We start from the raw sequence: 14,942 nt of genomic DNA, 5'->3' as shown, positions 1-14,942 counted from the left end.
ACGATGTTCCAGGCCGATTCGAGGGTCCCGTGACCGCCGTTATGCCGATCGTGCGCGTGGCCATCCTCGCGCACAGCAGGCTGACCGAAGTTGCCTTGCCCGCCGAACTACCGCTGCGCGAAATACTGCCTGCAGTACAGCGATTGGTGGTACCGACGAGCCAGAATGGCGACGGTGGCGACCTCGAGGGCGCGGCGCGTGACGGTGCGGTCGCCCAACTGAGTCTGGCACCGATCGGGGGAGCGCCGTTCAGCCTGGATGCCAGCCTCGACACCGTCGGCGTCGTCGACGGAGATTTGCTTGCATTACAGCCTGTTCCGGTAGGTCCGGCCGCTCCCGGCATCGTCGAGGACATCGCCGACGCCGCGATGATCTTTTCGACTTCCCGGCTCAAGCCTTGGGGCATCGACCACATCCGCCGCGGTGCACTGGCCGCGGCGCTCGTAGTGGGGCTGCTGGCGACGGGCCTGGCTGTCACCTATCGGCTGGCAACCGGAGCGCTGACCGGACTCGTTGCGGTCAGCGTGATCGCGGCGCTGGCGGCGATCGCCGGGTTGTTCGGGACGCTGCGCTCGGAACGCACCGGGATGGCGCTGTCGATGGCTGCGCTGGCGCCCATCGGCGCCGCCCTGGCGTTGGCGGTCCCCGGCAAATTTGGTGCGGCCCAGCTGGTACTGGCGGCGGCCGGTGTCACGGCCTGGTCACTGATCGTGTTGATGGTGCCGAGCACCCAGCGGGAGCGGATTGTCGGATTCTTCACCGCAACCACCGTCGTGGGTGCCGGGGTGCTGCTGGCGGCCGGCGCCGAATTGCTTTGGCAGCTACCGCTACTCACGATCGGCTCGGGCCTGATCGTGATGGCGCTGCTGGTGACCATTCAGGCGGCGCAGCTGTCGGCACTGTGGGCGCGTTTCCCGCTGCCGGTCATCCCGGCTCCCGGCGATCCCACGCCCGCGGCGCCGGACCTGCGGCTCCTCGAGGATCTGCCCCGGCGCGTGCGCATCGGTGATGCCCACCAAAACGGTTTCATCGCCGGTGCCGTGCTGCTCAGCGTCCTCGGATCGATCGCGATCACGCTGCGTCCCGAATCGTTGAGCGGTTGGGGCTGGTATGTGGTGGCGGCCACCGCGGCCACCTCGGTGCTGCGTGCCCGAGTGTGGGATTCGGCCGCGTGCAAGGCCTGGCTGCTGGCCCAGCCTTACCTGGTCGCCGGTGTGCTGCTGGTGTGCTATGCCTCGACCGGGCGGTACCTGGCCGCGCTGGTGGCGGCGGTGGTGCTGGTCGTGCTGGTGCTGGCGTGGACCGTGGTGGCGCTGAACCCGAGTATCGCCGCGCCACAGACGTATTCGTTGCCGGTGCGTCGGTTGCTGGGATTTGCCTCGGCCGGTTTGGATGCGTCGCTGATTCCGGTCATCGCCTACCTCGTCGGCCTCTTCGCGTGGGTGCTCAATCGATGATTCGTGCCGGATCCGCCTGGCTTAGCGCGGCTTTGGTTTTCGTCCCGGTCGTTGTTCCGTGGGCTTGCCCATCGGCGTCGGCGATCACCGCGCCGGTAATCGACCCCGCCACGCCACCTCCCAGCGGCGCGGCGGGACCGGTGCAGCCGATGGAACAGCGCGGGCCCTGCGCGACCTCCGGCGTCATCCCAGGCAGCGATCCCACTGCGGTGACACCTAGCCAGGCGGCGCTCAATCTTGGGGCGGCGTGGCAATTTTCCCGCGGCGAGGGTCAGCTGGTGGCGGTGCTGGACAGCGGCGTGCGGCCGGGACCGCGGTTACCCAACGTCGAGGCCGGCGGTGACTTCGTGGAGGCGACCGACGGCCTGACCGATTGCGACGGGCATGGGACGCTGGTCGCCGGGATCGTCGCCGGTCAACCCTCCGATGAGGACGGCTTCTCAGGTGTCGCGCCCGCGGCCCGCGTGCTGTCGATCCGCACCGGGTCGGGCAAGTACTCGCCGCGGACGCCGGGTGGTGATCCGATGGTGGCTCGGGTGTCCCTCGAGGTTGCGACGTTGGGCCGGGCGATCGTGCACGCGGCCGATCTGGGCGCCCGGGTGATCGACGTTTCCCAAGCGACCTGCGTGCCGGCCGATCGGCCCGTTGACCAGGCCGCGCTGGGGGCCGCGATTCGCTATGCGGCGGTGGACAAGGATGCGGTGATCGTGGCGGCCGCGGGCGACCTCGGGTCGGCGGGTTCGTTTGGCGGTGGAATGTCTTGTGAGGCAAACCCGCTCACCGATCTGGGCAATCCTGCGGATGCACGGAACTGGGCCGGCGTCACGTCGGTCTCGACTCCGTCGTGGTGGCAGCCGTACGTGCTGTCGGCGGCGTCACTGACCCCCGATGGCCAGCCGTCGAGGTACACCATGTCGGGGCCGTGGGTGGGTATCGCCGCGCCGGGCGAAAAGATCGTGTCGGTGAGCAACCGCGACGGCGGGGGCCTCGCCAACGGCCTGCCCAACGAGCACCAGCAATTGAATGCGCTCAGCGGCACCGGCTACGCGGCCGGCTATGTGGCGGGCATCGCGGCGCTGGTACGCAGTAAATACCCGGCGATGTCCGCGACCGAGGTGATCCGCCGGATCACCGCGACCGCGCACAACGGCGCCCGCGCACCGTCGAACCTGGTCGGCGCGGGCAGTGTCGACGCCCTGGCCGCGTTGACCTGGGAACTGCCCGCGCGCAGCGGTGCGGACGCGACGCCGGCGAAGCCGGTCGCCGTCCCTCCGGCACCGGCGCCCAAGGACACCACCCCGCGGACCGTCGCGTTCGCCGGGACTGCCGCGCTGGCAGTGCTCGTCGCGGCGGTGGGCGCCGCGGCGGCGATCGCCGCGCGCCGACGGAAGGAGACCACCCCGTGAGTTCGATCCCGATCCCGGGCAGTGCCCGAATTGCCGTGACCGCCTTGGCCGTATTGCCTGCGGCGCTGGCCTACCCCTGGAACTCGAATCGCGATTACTGGCTGCTCGGCATCGCCGCGGTTGCGGTCGTGGCGATGTTCGGCTGGTGGCGCGGCCTGCATTTCACGACCCTTCTGCGGCGCCGGCTAGCCATCATGGGCCGTCGGTCCAACCCAGCCAACGTCCCGGCCGCCGAATCGGCCGTCACCGCGAAAGCAACCGCTGTGGTGCGGATCGGCGCGCCCACCGCGGCCGATGCGGTGTTTCCGCTGGGGCTCCTGGCAAGCTACCTGGACCGCTACGGAATCCGCGCCGACAAGATCCGTATCACCAGCCGCGACAATGCATCCGAGGATTCCCGTCGTGAGACCTGGGTGGCTATCACCCTGTCGGCCGCCGAGAACCTGGCTGCGCTGCAGGCACGTTCGTCGCGCATCCCGCTGCACGAGACCGCCGAGGTCGCGGCGCGGCGGCTCGCGGACCACCTTCGCGAGATCGGCTGGGAAGCCAATGTGGTCAATGCCGACGACGTGCCGCGCTGGCTGACCGCCAACGCCCGCGAGACCTGGCGGGCCGTGCAGCGGGGCAATTCCGATTACGTTGCGGCGTATCAGGTTGCCGTCGACGACGGACTTCCGGCGACATTCGAGGCCATCCGGTCGTACGGGGCCCGACAGACGTGCACCGCCCTGGAAATCGCCCGCCCCCTTTCCTCGCGTGACCAGCTCACGATCGCCGCGTCGTGCGCTTTCCTGACCGATACGCCACCCGGGCTGGCGCTGCCGGTATCCGGGCTGATCCCGCAGCGCGGCAACCAAGGGCCCGCGCTGGCGGCGCTGGATCTGTTGTCCACCGGACGACTCGACGGTCACACCGACTTGCCCGCCGGCCTGCTGGAGAGTCTGGACTGGCCCACTCCGGAGGCGGGCGCCCATCGGGCAGCGCGGCCCCAGGCGGCTAGTTCAGCATGACGCCGTTCAAGAACTCGGTCATCCGCCGCAGATAATCCAGCTGGCTGACGTGCAGAATGTGGCTGCCGGGAAACCAGTGCAGTGCACAGTGATCCCAGTGGTGCCAGAGCATTTCGGCTTGCCCAGGCGGAGCCATCCGGTCGGCGAGACCGGTGATGATCATCCGCCGGTCGGTCGGCACCAGCGGCTGGTAGTTCAGCGGGCAATGGTAAGCAAGCCCGCCGACGAGTTCCTCGCGGCTGATGTCGGACAACTGCAAGCCAAGGCTCACCAGCGTGTTCGCCGGGAACCACTGCTCGAACATCGTCGACGGGGTGACGACCGGACAGTTGGGAATAACGGCCTCGAGCCGATCCTCGACCGAGGCGACCAGCGCGCAGGTATAGCCGCCCAACGAGATACCGGTGAGCGCAACGCGTTCGACACCGGTGTGGCGCAAATAGTCGACCACGGACCGGAAGTCGTGCACGGCCTGGGCCATTGACTCGGCGAATCCGCTCAGCCCGCCGGCGAAGTAGCCGAAACCGCTGAATGGCGAACACTTTTCGGCACGGGATCCGTGAAAGGGCAACGTATACAACAGCACGTCGTAACCCGCTCGGTAGTACCACGGCATCGAGAAGAAACGCCCGTTGGCCAGATACGACGAACCCATGAAACCGTGGATGACGCATAAGGTCGGCCGTGGTCCGTCGTCGTGGCGCCAGTGCTGGGCACGTGCGACGTTGTTGGAGCCCCACGCGCTCCACCGCTCGCGCATCGCCGGATTGATCGCCGTGAAGCTGCTGGGAAATGAAATGTTTTCGACGGTTCCGCGCGCGATCCAGGTCGCGAGCCGTCCCGCCGGTCGCGACGAGACTTGCGGCAATTCGGTAGGAGCCGGGAACGACATCTGCGAGTCATGCTCGGCGGCCAGTTCGGCATAGAAATTCAGGTTGCCGCGCTCGGTGCCGGTGTCGGAGTGCAACTTGGAAAGCAACGACGTGGCCACCACCACCGGCGCTGCCGTCACCGCCAGCAGCGACGAGACCCAGGTACGCAGTGCTACGTCGCCGACCGCTGATGCGAGGACTACTCTGCGTTGGTGCGGCGTCAACGCCGACAGTGGGGGTAGACCGCCTGCGTTGGGGGGAACGTCGGCACCGGGTACGTCGGGAACGGGGATCGGCGGATCGATGGGATCGGTGTCGGTCGCCACGACTGTCGATGCTATCCGGCCGGGCCGCCGGCCCCAGGGGATTTGACCGGATTGTAGGGGGCACTCGGGGAGCGTAGGGGCACCATACGGTAATACGGTTTTGTCTAGATGGCCGACTAGTGGCGGTGTTGATCAGGAGGACCGACATGTGGGATCCAGATGTCTACCTGGCTTTCGCCGACCATCGCAGCCGCCCGTTTTACGATTTGCTCTCGAGGGTGGGGGCCGAGCGGGCACGCCGGGTGGTCGACCTGGGTTGTGGCCCCGGCAACCTGACGAAGTATCTCGAGAAGCGCTGGCCCGGTGCGGTCGTCGAAGCGCTGGACACCTCACCGGCGATGGTTGCGGCCGCCCGGGAACGAGGCATCGACGCGACCGTCGCCGATTTGCGCGATTGGAAGCCGAAACCCGACACCGACGTGGTGGTCAGCAACGCCGCCCTGCACTGGGTCACCGAGCACGCCGACCTGTTGGTCGGGTGGGCCGGTCAACTGCCGGCCGGTTCCTGGATCGCCGTCCAGATCCCGGGCAATTTCGATACGCCGTCACATGGCGCCGTGCGGGCGGTGGCGCGTCGTGAACACTACGCAAAAGCCTTGCGTGACGTGCCTTTTCGCGTGGGCGCGGTGGTTCAGCCGCCGGCGCACTACGCCAACCTGCTGATGGATGCCGGCTGCAAGGTCGACGCGTGGGAGACTACCTACCTGCACCAACTGACCGGGGAGAACCCCGTGCTGGAGTGGATCACCGGCACGGCGCTGGTGCCGGTGCGGGAACGACTGAACGACGAGGACTGGGAGCAGTTCCGCCAAGAACTCATCCCGCTGCTGGACGACGCCTATCCCGCCCGGGCCGACGGCACGACGATCTTCCCGTTCCGGCGGGTCTTCATCGTCGCCGAGGTCGGCGGGACACATCGCGCCGACGGCTAGCGGACTCACTCATTCTTCGACACCGCGGTCGGCGGCGATCGCCGACCGGCTGGTCGGAGCGGTGTGATGGATCTGCAGGTAAGTCTCGGTGTAGCGCTGTGCGATGCGGGTACCGGCGAAATCCGACGGAATCACGTCGCCGGTGCGCTGACGCCAATCGTTAAGGCGGACAGCAAGATCCGCAGCAACTGCGTCCATGCCGGAGTTGCCGTCGGCCAACAGATTAGTGGTCTCGCTGGGATCGGATCGCAGATCGTAGAGTTCACGCTCCGGCCGCGGCGACGTCACGAACGGGGCGATCGCCAGGCCCGAAGGGCTCTCTTCGATATCCCAGGGCAGGTCCAGCAGCGGTCGAGGCACGTAGTTCTCGATGTAACTGTATTCCTTTGTGCGGATTGCCCGAATCGGGTCGAAGGAGTCGTGGTAGGTCTTCATCGTGTACACCTGCTCGCGCACCGGATCGGCCGCGGTACCCGGCGCGAGCAGCGCGTGCGCGTGCGACAGGCCTTCGACGTCGGCCGGCACCTCCAGGCCCAGCAGCTCCAGCAACGTCGGGACAAGGTCGACGCCGCTGAACAACTCGTCGTAGACCCGCACTGGGACGTCCCGACCGGTCGGCGGGCGGATGAGCATGGCGATACCGGTTCCGGCGTCGTACAGCGTGGATTTTGCGCGGGGAAAGGCCGGACCGTGATCGGTGAAGAACACCAGCCAGGTGCTGGAATCCAGCCCGGTTTCGATCAGCGTGTCCAAAATTCGACCGACAGCCGCGTCGGCGGTGGCGATGGCGCCGTAGAAGTCGGCGACGTCACCGCGCACCTCCGGGGTGTCGGGCAGGTAGCCGGGTACATCGACCGCCGTCGGCTCGGCCGGCTGGTACCGGTCGTGCGGGTAGGGGCGGTGAGTCTCGAAAAAGCCCGCGGTCACCAGGAACGGCTGCTGCCCGCGCTGGCCGTCATCGTCGCGCAGCCATTCCTCGACCCGCTCCACGACGTAGTCGCAGTACGAATTCGACACGTCGAACTCGTCGAAGCCCAGCCGCTTAGGATAGGACGTCTCGTGTTGCATGCCGAAAAGGGCGGAATACCAACCTGATTCGGACAGGATTTGCGGCAGAGTGCGGACGCCGGCCCGGTATTCCCAGCCGTGGTGGGCCAGCCCGACCAGCCCGTTGCTCTGCGGATAGCGGCCGGTGAACAACGACCCCCGCGACGGGGTGCACAACGGCGCGGTGGCGTGGGCCCGGGTGAACAGGATGCTCTCGCTGGCGAGCTGGTCCAATCGCGGGCTGGACACGTCCGGGTGACCGTAGACGCCGAGCTGGCGGCCGAGGTCGTGCCAGTGCACTATCAGGACGTTGTCGCCCGTCATTCGCCTCACCCTCTTCACGCTGGTTGCGACGGCGGCGACGATACCGCAGGTAACTGCGAGGACCCCGAGGGCGTTCGGTCAGACGGAGGGGGCCGGCTGGCCCCAGCGGTTCTCGGAGACGAACTCCGAGAGCGGCCGGGCGTAGGCCCAACCGTCGATCTCCAGCGCCGGGCGATCCGGAAATTCGGGTACCGGACCCACGCACAAAATGGCCACCGGCTCGGCGTCGGTCGGCATGCCCAGCAGCTCGGCCAGGGGCAGCGGGTCGAACAGGGACACCCAGCCGACACCAAGCCCTTCGGCGCGGGCGGCCAACCACAGGTTCTGGATCGCGCAGGACACCGACGCGAGGTCCATCTGTGGCAGGGTGCGGCGGCCGAACACGTGGGCGTCTCGCTTGTCGGCCAGTGCCACCACGAATAGCTCGGCGCACTCCAGAATGCCCTCTACCTTGAGCCGCAGAAACTCCGCGCCCCGCGGCCCCAGCGCCTCGGCGGTACGCGGGCGTTCTTCGTCGACGAGCGCGTGGATACGCCGGCGCACCACGTCGTCGGTGATTCGGATGAACCGCCACGGCTGCATCAACCCGACGCTGGGCGCGGCGTGCGCGGCCTGCAGCAGACGCGCTAAGACTTCCTCGGGCACCGTGCAGCCGGGCACGAAGCGGCGCATGTCGCGGCGTTCGGCGATCACCCGGTAGACGACGCGTCGGTCTTGCGGGCTGAACGCATGTTCGTTCACCACGCCATCGGAGAGCCCGCCGGAGAAGAATGGCATCGGTGTCAAATTTAGCAACGATGCAGACCGGCAAACGCGAGCAAGGGAGCGTGTAGTGAAGTATTCCGACGTGCTCGAACAGCTACCCGTTGACCATGGCCCCGGACGTGTGTACGGGCAACCCTACGAAACCACTGACGGTGTCACGGTGATCCCGGTCGAAAGGCCGCTCGGCATCTTCGTCGTGCACGCCGGTCAGGCGTCGTGGGTGCCGGCCGTCGACAAGAACCGCGTCGCGCTGCTCGGCGCGCTCACCGGTGTGTTGACCGGGGTGATTGCCTGCCTGGCGGTGCTGCGTCAGCCGCCGTGGCCGCGCATCACGATCAGGGACTATAGGTAACGCCGACGGCGCGGACGATGCAGTCCGGCGACATGTGGAACGTCAACGAGCGTGCCGGGAGCCCGCTGAGCACATCCGCGGGAATCTCGGCCTTGTAGAGCAGTGAGAGTTCTCCGCTGAACTTCTCGTCGACCCGCGAAACGTCGGCGTGCACCGCCAAGCCGGCTGACGAGATCTCTGCGGTGGCCGCGCCGCCCGGTGCGCTGTCCCAGCGTGCGTCGACGGTCACGCCGGCCAGCTTGGGCAGCATTGACAACGTAGCCAGTATCCGCTGCCTGGTGAATACCAGCGAACCCGTGTAGTAGGCGACGCTGTGCGGTAATCGCACTCCGGGGATGACGCCGCTGAAGCGTCGGGTCACCGCGACGTAGTCGGCGAGATACAGCAGTCCCTCCGCCTCGACCTGAGCATGCAGGTCCTCGGGGAGCTTGCCGATCCCGAGCAGCTTGCGGACGTAGACGGCCATCACGCCAGTATGACGCGAGCCGCCGAATGGTCCAGCGGTGCGCATCCGACGCGTTGCCCGCCCGGCCCCACTGGTATCGCTAGAGGGCATGACCCATCGAAAACGCGTAGCCCTGTTCGTCGCCGCACTGGCCGTGGCGGTCTACGCCGCGATGTGGGCGGGGTTTCGGGCGCAGTGGGGCTGGCTGCACGGGTTCGACTGGTGGTTGCTGAACGCCGCGCACGACGTTGGTGTCAAGCACCCGGTGTGGGTGCGAGTGTGGGCCGGCATTTCCTTTTGGCTCGGGCCGGACCCGCTGCGGCTGCTGGATGCGGCGGTCGCGGTGCTCGCCTTCGTGAGACGCAACGTGCGTGCAGGGGTGCTGCTGGTGGTGTGCGGTCCGCTGAACGGGTTGGTCACGTTGGCGGCCAAGACCCTGGCGGATCGGCCGCGACCGTCGACGATGTTGGTGGTCGTGCCGCAGAGCTCGTTCCCGTCGGGGCACGCGATGGAGACGATGGCCGCAGTGCTCGCGCTGCTGGCGGTGGTGCTGCCGGCGCTGCACCGGGCCACGGGTGCCGTTGCGATCTCGGTGAGTGCGCTGGTGCTGCTTCTGGTCGGGGTCGCGCGGGTGGCCCTGAATGTGCATCACCCATCCGATGTACTGGCCGGTTGGTGCCTTGGCTACCTGTACGCCCTGCTCTGCCTGATCGTGATACGTCCTAAACCATTGGGAACGCTGGCTTTTCGATAATCACGACGCCGTGACCAAACGGGGGCTGAAGCTTTACTTGACCCTGCGCCGGGGGTCACCTGACGATAGACGGTATGCGCCGACTGCTCGTTTCGCTATGCACCGTGGCGTGTTTGGCGTGGGTCTGCGCCGTGCTTGCGCCGACCGCAGGCGCGGCACCGGTCGGGACCGCCGCGGGCACTCCCTGGTTTGCGAATTCGGTTGGCAATGCCACACAGGTGGTTTCGGTTGTCAGCAGCGGCGGCTCGAACGCCACGATGGACATCTACCAGCGCACCGCGGCAGGCTGGCAGGCACTGCGCACCGGTATCCCGACGCACGTCGGTTCGGCGGGCATGGCGCCGCAGGCCAAGAGCGGGGTGCCGGCCACCCCGATGGGCGTGTACAGCCTTGACGCCGCGTTCGGAACCGCGCCGAATCCCGGCACCGGGCTGCCGTATACCCAGGTGGTCGGACCCAACTACTGGTGGAGCGGCGACGACCACAGCCCGACCTTCAACTCCATGCAGGTCTGCCAGAAGGCGCAGTGCCCGTTCAGCACCGCCGACAGCGAGAACCTGCAGATTCCGCAGTACAAGCATGCGGTGGTGATGGGCGTCAACAAGAACAAGACCCCGGGTGGTGGAGCAGCGTTCTTCTTCCACACCACCGATGGACATCCCACCGAGGGCTGTGTGGCGGTCGATGACGCTCAGCTGGTGTCGATCATGAAATGGCTGCGGCCGGGCGCGGTCATCGCGATCACCAAGTAGTCGCCTCAGCCGGCGTCGTTGATGGCGCGGCCAGGCTTGAGCGTGAAGTTCAACCCTTCCAACGACATTGTGGCGTCGTACGTTCGGTCGTAGCCGGTGCCAGAGATCTTCCAGCCGTCTTGGGTGCGCCGGTAGGTGTCGCGATAGAAGGCCGCGCCGATCAGCATGAAGTTGAACTCCGCGACCATGACGCGGTCCTGCAAATACCAACTGCCCGTTGCGGTGTCGCCGTCGACGACGATGTCCGGATGCGTCACCCGATGTTCGGTGATGACGTTGGGGCCTAGCGATGTCCGCATGTAGTCGACGAGGTCGGCGCGATTGGTGAAGTGCAGTTCGTTGCCGAGGGACGGCCCGTAGTCGGCCTTGATGTCCTCGGCTAGGGTGTTCGCGAAGTCGTCCCAGTGTTTGGTGTCCAGCGCGCGCAGGTACCGGTATTTGACATGTTTGATGGCTTCGATATCGGCCAGATCGTCGAGGGTCATTCCGTCATTGCAGCACACGGGCGACCATGTCGATCAGGGCCCGTCGTTCCAGGCTCCAATCGATGACCGTCCCGGTCGCCATCTGGGCCAACACAACACCGCGAAGAGTGGCCCAAATGACTTCGGCCACGCCAGATTTCGCGGGATCATCGGTGATCAGCGCACCGAGTTGCGCGATCGCGGAGTTCATTTCGAGCAGGTGCCGTCGCGACGACTCGCCCAGTCCGCCGCGGGTCGCCAGCAAGATTTCGAACGCCGCCATCGAGGTCGGACTGCTATAGCAACTCCACGCCGTGTCGATGACGACCTCGATGCGCTGTTGCGCCGGAAGCTCGCTGACGTCCGCCGAGGACAGGCTGTCGATCAACCTGTCCACGCCGTCGTCGACCACGGCCATCAGCAGGCCATTGCGATCGCCGAAGTGGTACTGAATGACACCCCAGGTGACGCCGGCGCGTTCGGCCACATGCTTGGCCGTCGCGGCCGCGAAACCCTCCTCCTGGATGCAGCGGACCGTCTCGTCGATGATCCTCGCGCGGGTGTCGTCACCGCGTTTGCGTGGCGCGCTGGTCCGCCGCGTCGGTGTGACCGAGCGGGCCTGGCCTGCGGTAATGTTCATTGTTGACTTTATAACATAGACAGATCTATTTTTGGGACGTGAGCAGCCCCTCGCGATATGCCCGACTGTCCCGCGACCAGCTCGTCGTTCTCGTCCCCGAACTGCTGCTGATTGGGCAGCTGATCGACCGGTCCGGCATGGCTTGGTGCATCTCGTCATTCGGACGCGAGGAGATGGTGCAGATCGCCATCGAAGAGTGGGCGGGCGCCAGCCCGATCTACACCCGGCGCATGCAGCAGGCGCTGAATTACGTCGGCAACGACGTGCCCACCATCTTCAAGGGCCTGCAACTCGACATCGGCGCCCCGCCGCAATTCATGGACTTCCGCTACACCGTGCACGACCGATGGCACGGCGAGTTCCACCTCGACCACTGCGGCGCCTTACTGGACGTGGAACCGATGGGTGAGAAGTACGTGTTCGGGATGTGCCACACCATCGAGGACCCGACTTTCGACGCCACCGCGGTGGCGACCAACCCCCGGGCACAGGTGCGTCCCATCCACCGTCCCCCGCGAACACCGGCAAATCGCCAGCCGCACTGCGCGTGGACCGTCATCATCGACGAGTCCCATCCCGAGGCGCAGAGCATCCCGGCCCTCGACATCATTAGCCAAACCCGCGCTGCCACATGGGAGCTCGAACCCATCGACCCGTCCGGCGAGGGGCAGAAGGACTACTCCGGCCCGTTGATGTCCGATTTCGACTTCGCTGCCTTCTCACACTCGGCGTTGGTCCGGATGGCCGACGAGGTGTGTCTGCAGATGCACCTGCTGTACCTGTCCTTCGCGATCGCGGTGCGGGCGCGGGCCGCCAGTGACGAAGAAGCCCGCGACGTGTGCACCCGCGGCCTAATCGGCATCGCAGGCTTGGCCGCCGAGCGCATTCACCGCGCGCTCAAGCTTCCGGCCGGCGCCGAGGGGGCGCTGCGAGTCCTCGAATTGCACCCGTTGCTGAACCCGGCGGACTACGTTGTGGCCGAGGCCGAATCGAACACACTGCACGTCCACCGCTCGCCGGCACACGACGACGATGCGTGGATCTCGTTGTGCTCACCAGAATCCGTCCAACCGTTGCAGGCGATCGCCACCGCGGTGGAACCGCACCTCGAAGTTCGAGTTAGCGGGACGGCCACCGACTGGACGGCAGAACTGGTCGAAACCGACGTTGCCGCCGCGGAACTGCCAGAGGTTTCGGTGGTCAGAGTCAGTGGCGGGTCGACGTTTCAGTTCGAACCGAGGCGTTCGCTGCCGCTGACCGTGGTCTGAGACAAGGCTATTTGTCAAGGGGTTTTCGGTACCGCTTCGGTGACGCAACCGCATCGAGCGGATACCAATGGCATTGCGAAGCATCGGCTTTCCGCGTGTCCACGACTATCGTTAACGCTGGCCACCGACCCCTATAGACGAAAGTATTCGCTCTATGTACGACCCACTTGGGTTGTCGATCGGGACCACGAACCTGGTCGCTGTGCGTGACGGAAACCCACCGGTTTCACGTCGCGCTGTCCTGACACTTTATCCACACTGCGCGCCGAAAATCGGTCTGCCGGTGGAGGATCCGGATCTCGTCGAACCCGGCGTGCTGATGAGCGGGTTCGTCGAGCGCATCGGAGATTCGGTGGCCTTGGTGTCTAGCGACGGCTCCGCCCACGACCCTGACCTGTTGACGGTCGAAGCGCTGGACGCGATGGTGGCGGCGGCGGGTGCCGACGCGGCGTCCTCGGAGATCTCGATCGCGGTTCCGTCGTATTGGAAACCGAGTACCGCCCAAGCTTTACGCAATGGGTTACGCACCCATCTGGGTTTCGTTCGAAGCGGTATGGCGCCGCGCCTCGTTTCGGACGCGATTGCGTCGTTGACGGCGGCGAACGCCGAGTTGTGCCTTGCCGCAACGGGAGTCGTAGGATTGCTCGACTTCGGTGGGTCGGGCACGTCAGCGACGCTGATAGATCTTGCAGGCGATTTCAAGCCGCTCAGCGCCACCATGCGCTACACCGACTTCTCCGGTGACGAGATCGACCAGGCACTGATGCTGTGCGTCTTCGAGGAGCTGGGGCACGGCAGCGGCATCGACCCGGCCAGCACCGCCGCGGTCGGCCAGCTGGCCAGGCTCAGGGAACAGTGCCGCGCTGCCAAGGAACAGCTATCGTCCCAGATTGCAACGGAATTCGCGGTCGAGCTGGGCGGCCGACGGGCCACGATGAGGCTCACTCGCGACGAGCTGGGTGACCTGATCCAGGACCGGCTGACCGGACTCATCTACGCCTTTGACGATATGTTGTGCCGGCACCGTAAGGGCTGGAGCGACCTGTGTGCGGTGGTCACCGTCGGCGGTGGGGCCAGCATCCCGCTTGTGAACGAACGGCTTTCGGTGCACAGTCGCCGTCCGGTGGTGTCCCCCTCGCAGCCCGCATTTGCGGCCGCGGCCGGGGCGCTGTTGCTCGCCTCCCGCGGGGAAGACATCGACATCCGCACCCGCACCTCGATCGGACTGCTCGCCGCGTCGTCCGGCGGCGACATCACCGAACTGCCTGCCGGAGACCTGCTGGTGATCGACGAGGAGGCTCTCACCGATCGCGAGTTGGCCTGGTCGCAAACTGAATACCCCGGCGATATCCGGGTGCCATACACCCCCGAGGCATTCGACGAGGACAGCAATCCCGCCGGCTGGTCGATGCGCCTCAACGTGATCGACCCACCCCGGGAACGGCCATGGCGCCGGTTGCGGTTGTCCCAGCTGATTGTCGGGATGTCCGCGTTGGTCGCGATGACGGCGATCGGGGGTGTGGCGTACACGCTGACCGGCATCGAGAATCGGCAGGCACCGCCAATACCGTCGGTGGCTCCCGTTCCACTACCGCCGGTCAGCACCTTGGTGCCGAGCCCGGTCGCGCCGCCGCCGACCGCCGTGCCACCACCGCCGACGGCCGCACCGGTGCCCAGCACGGTCGCGCCCCCGCCCGCGCCCCCGCCCTCGCCGCCGGAGCCGCCTCCCTCACCGGAGCCGCCGCCGGTCGTCGTAACCACCCATCCGCCGCCGGTGTACACCACGCACCGTCCACCGCCGCCCGTGCAGACGACGACGACTCCACCGCCGCCGCCTCCGACCACAACGACGACGACGCCTCCGCCGCCGCCGCCCTCGACGACGACGCCGACCACCACCACGGTGCCCATGACCACGCAATGGATCCACGTGCCGCTGCTGCCGGTGCCAATCCCGATCCAGGTGCCGGCCAGCCAGGTTCCGGCAAACCCGGCCCCGCAGTATCCGGCGCCGGTGCAGCAATATCCCGGCGAGTATCCGGGCGGCGGATATGGGGGTGGCTATCCCGGTGGTGGGTATCCGCAAAACCCGTTCCTGGGTCCCGGTTACTAGCAGCGGAGTTCGGCC

Annotated in this window: 15 protein-coding genes; 9 read left to right on the top strand and 6 right to left on the bottom strand. The window is 66.8% G+C overall.

Annotated features, from left to right (window positions below; genetic code table 11):
* Window positions 1–41 precede the first annotated feature (41 nt).
* From eccD to eccE, 3 genes are read left to right on the top strand one after another with little or no spacing between them, the layout of a single operon-like run.
* Window positions 42–1,457, top strand: a complete 1,416-nt coding sequence (gene eccD, locus G6N33_RS09815) for a type VII secretion integral membrane protein EccD (protein ID WP_101528443.1) — start codon at window positions 42–44, stop codon at window positions 1,455–1,457.
* On the top strand, window positions 1,454–2,863 hold the full coding sequence (gene mycP, locus G6N33_RS09810; RefSeq protein ID WP_101528442.1) for a type VII secretion-associated serine protease mycosin: 1,410 nt from the start codon (window positions 1,454–1,456) through the stop codon (window positions 2,861–2,863). The genes eccD and mycP overlap by 4 nt, the downstream gene beginning before the upstream one ends.
* The gene (eccE, locus tag G6N33_RS09805; RefSeq protein WP_044509508.1) at window positions 2,860–3,873 is read left to right on the top strand and encodes a type VII secretion protein EccE; all 1,014 of its coding nucleotides are present in this window, start codon (window positions 2,860–2,862) and stop codon (window positions 3,871–3,873) included. Before mycP ends, eccE begins: the two co-directional genes overlap by 4 nt.
* Here eccE and G6N33_RS09800 read toward each other — a convergent pair.
* Window positions 3,860–5,071, bottom strand: coding sequence for an alpha/beta hydrolase family protein (locus tag G6N33_RS09800; protein ID WP_044509509.1), 1,212 nt, complete (start codon window positions 5,069–5,071; stop codon window positions 3,860–3,862). The genes eccE and G6N33_RS09800 overlap by 14 nt on opposite strands.
* A 146-nt stretch (window positions 5,072–5,217) precedes the next feature.
* Here G6N33_RS09800 and G6N33_RS09795 point away from each other — a divergent pair, with 146 nt between their 5' ends.
* Window positions 5,218–6,003: a trans-aconitate 2-methyltransferase gene (locus G6N33_RS09795; protein ID WP_044509510.1), complete on the top strand. Its 786-nt coding sequence runs from the start codon at window positions 5,218–5,220 to the stop codon at window positions 6,001–6,003.
* 9 nt (window positions 6,004–6,012) lie between these two features.
* Here the strand turns inward: G6N33_RS09795 and G6N33_RS09790 are convergent, their stop codons facing one another.
* Together G6N33_RS09790 and bluB are read right to left on the bottom strand one after the other, a co-directional pair.
* Entirely contained in the window at window positions 6,013–7,374 is a 1,362-nt protein-coding gene (locus G6N33_RS09790) for a sulfatase family protein (protein ID WP_101528441.1), read from the bottom strand.
* Window positions 7,375–7,452: 78 nt separating this feature from the next.
* Complete coding sequence (gene bluB / locus G6N33_RS09785; RefSeq protein WP_044509512.1) at window positions 7,453–8,151, bottom strand: 5,6-dimethylbenzimidazole synthase; 699 nt, start codon at window positions 8,149–8,151, stop codon at window positions 7,453–7,455.
* A gap of 55 nt (window positions 8,152–8,206) precedes the next feature.
* Here bluB and G6N33_RS09780 point away from each other — a divergent pair, with 55 nt between their 5' ends.
* The gene (locus G6N33_RS09780; protein ID WP_044509513.1) at window positions 8,207–8,491 is read left to right on the top strand and encodes a hypothetical protein; all 285 of its coding nucleotides are present in this window, start codon (window positions 8,207–8,209) and stop codon (window positions 8,489–8,491) included.
* On the opposite strand, the gene G6N33_RS09775 is transcribed toward G6N33_RS09780, so the two are convergent.
* The gene (locus tag G6N33_RS09775; RefSeq protein WP_044509514.1) at window positions 8,475–8,957 is read right to left on the bottom strand and encodes a hypothetical protein; all 483 of its coding nucleotides are present in this window, start codon (window positions 8,955–8,957) and stop codon (window positions 8,475–8,477) included. The two genes, G6N33_RS09780 and G6N33_RS09775, sit on opposite strands and share 17 nt — an antisense overlap.
* An 88-nt stretch (window positions 8,958–9,045) precedes the next feature.
* Between G6N33_RS09775 and G6N33_RS09770 the strand changes: the two genes are divergently transcribed.
* Together G6N33_RS09770 and G6N33_RS09765 are read left to right on the top strand one after the other, a co-directional pair.
* On the top strand, window positions 9,046–9,690 hold the full coding sequence (locus G6N33_RS09770) for a phosphatase PAP2 family protein (protein WP_044509515.1): 645 nt from the start codon (window positions 9,046–9,048) through the stop codon (window positions 9,688–9,690).
* Between the two features lie 74 nt (window positions 9,691–9,764).
* Window positions 9,765–10,442 (top strand): L,D-transpeptidase family protein, encoded by a 678-nt coding sequence (locus G6N33_RS09765; protein WP_044509516.1) that lies wholly within the window; start codon window positions 9,765–9,767, stop codon window positions 10,440–10,442.
* Window positions 10,443–10,447: 5 nt separating this feature from the next.
* Here G6N33_RS09765 and G6N33_RS09760 read toward each other — a convergent pair whose 3' ends face one another.
* Window positions 10,448–10,927 (bottom strand): nuclear transport factor 2 family protein, encoded by a 480-nt coding sequence (locus tag G6N33_RS09760; protein WP_408632773.1) that lies wholly within the window; start codon window positions 10,925–10,927, stop codon window positions 10,448–10,450.
* A 4-nt stretch (window positions 10,928–10,931) separates the two neighbouring features.
* Entirely contained in the window at window positions 10,932–11,546 is a 615-nt protein-coding gene (locus G6N33_RS09755) for a TetR/AcrR family transcriptional regulator (protein ID WP_044509518.1), read from the bottom strand.
* Between the two features lie 38 nt (window positions 11,547–11,584).
* Between G6N33_RS09755 and G6N33_RS09750 the strand changes: the two genes are divergently transcribed.
* Together G6N33_RS09750 and G6N33_RS09745 are read left to right on the top strand one after the other, a co-directional pair.
* The gene (locus G6N33_RS09750; protein ID WP_044509519.1) at window positions 11,585–12,814 is read left to right on the top strand and encodes a hypothetical protein; all 1,230 of its coding nucleotides are present in this window, start codon (window positions 11,585–11,587) and stop codon (window positions 12,812–12,814) included.
* 154 nt (window positions 12,815–12,968) lie between these two features.
* Window positions 12,969–14,927, top strand: coding sequence for an Hsp70 family protein (locus G6N33_RS09745; protein ID WP_163771502.1), 1,959 nt, complete (start codon window positions 12,969–12,971; stop codon window positions 14,925–14,927).
* Window positions 14,928–14,942: the final 15 nt, after the last annotated feature.

The organism is Mycobacterium simiae, assembly GCF_010727605.1.
GTDB classification, from domain to species: Bacteria; Actinomycetota; Actinomycetes; order Mycobacteriales; family Mycobacteriaceae; genus Mycobacterium; species Mycobacterium simiae.
The sequence above is the reverse complement of the archived record's forward strand: the minus strand, read 5'-3'. Positions and strand labels throughout refer to the sequence as shown.

Bases quoted from the DNA above. Each gene is read 5' to 3' on its own strand.
- mycP (WP_101528442.1), top strand. From the start codon at position 1,454: ATGATTCGTGCCGGATCCGCCTGGCTTAGCGCGGCTTTGGTTTTCGTC.
- G6N33_RS09745 (WP_163771502.1), top strand. From the start codon at position 12,969: ATGTACGACCCACTTGGGTTGTCGATCGGGACCACGAACCTGGTCGCT.
- bluB (WP_044509512.1), bottom strand. From the start codon at position 8,151: ATGCCATTCTTCTCCGGCGGGCTCTCCGATGGCGTGGTGAACGAACAT.
- G6N33_RS09775 (WP_044509514.1), bottom strand. From the start codon at position 8,957: ATGGCCGTCTACGTCCGCAAGCTGCTCGGGATCGGCAAGCTCCCCGAG.
- eccD (WP_101528443.1), top strand. From the start codon at position 42: ATGCCGATCGTGCGCGTGGCCATCCTCGCGCACAGCAGGCTGACCGAA.
- G6N33_RS09760 (WP_408632773.1), bottom strand. From the start codon at position 10,927: ATGACCCTCGACGATCTGGCCGATATCGAAGCCATCAAACATGTCAAA.
- G6N33_RS09795 (WP_044509510.1), top strand. From the start codon at position 5,218: ATGTGGGATCCAGATGTCTACCTGGCTTTCGCCGACCATCGCAGCCGC.
- G6N33_RS09790 (WP_101528441.1), bottom strand. From the start codon at position 7,374: ATGACGGGCGACAACGTCCTGATAGTGCACTGGCACGACCTCGGCCGC.
- G6N33_RS09755 (WP_044509518.1), bottom strand. From the start codon at position 11,546: ATGAACATTACCGCAGGCCAGGCCCGCTCGGTCACACCGACGCGGCGG.
- G6N33_RS09770 (WP_044509515.1), top strand. From the start codon at position 9,046: ATGACCCATCGAAAACGCGTAGCCCTGTTCGTCGCCGCACTGGCCGTG.
- G6N33_RS09765 (WP_044509516.1), top strand. From the start codon at position 9,765: ATGCGCCGACTGCTCGTTTCGCTATGCACCGTGGCGTGTTTGGCGTGG.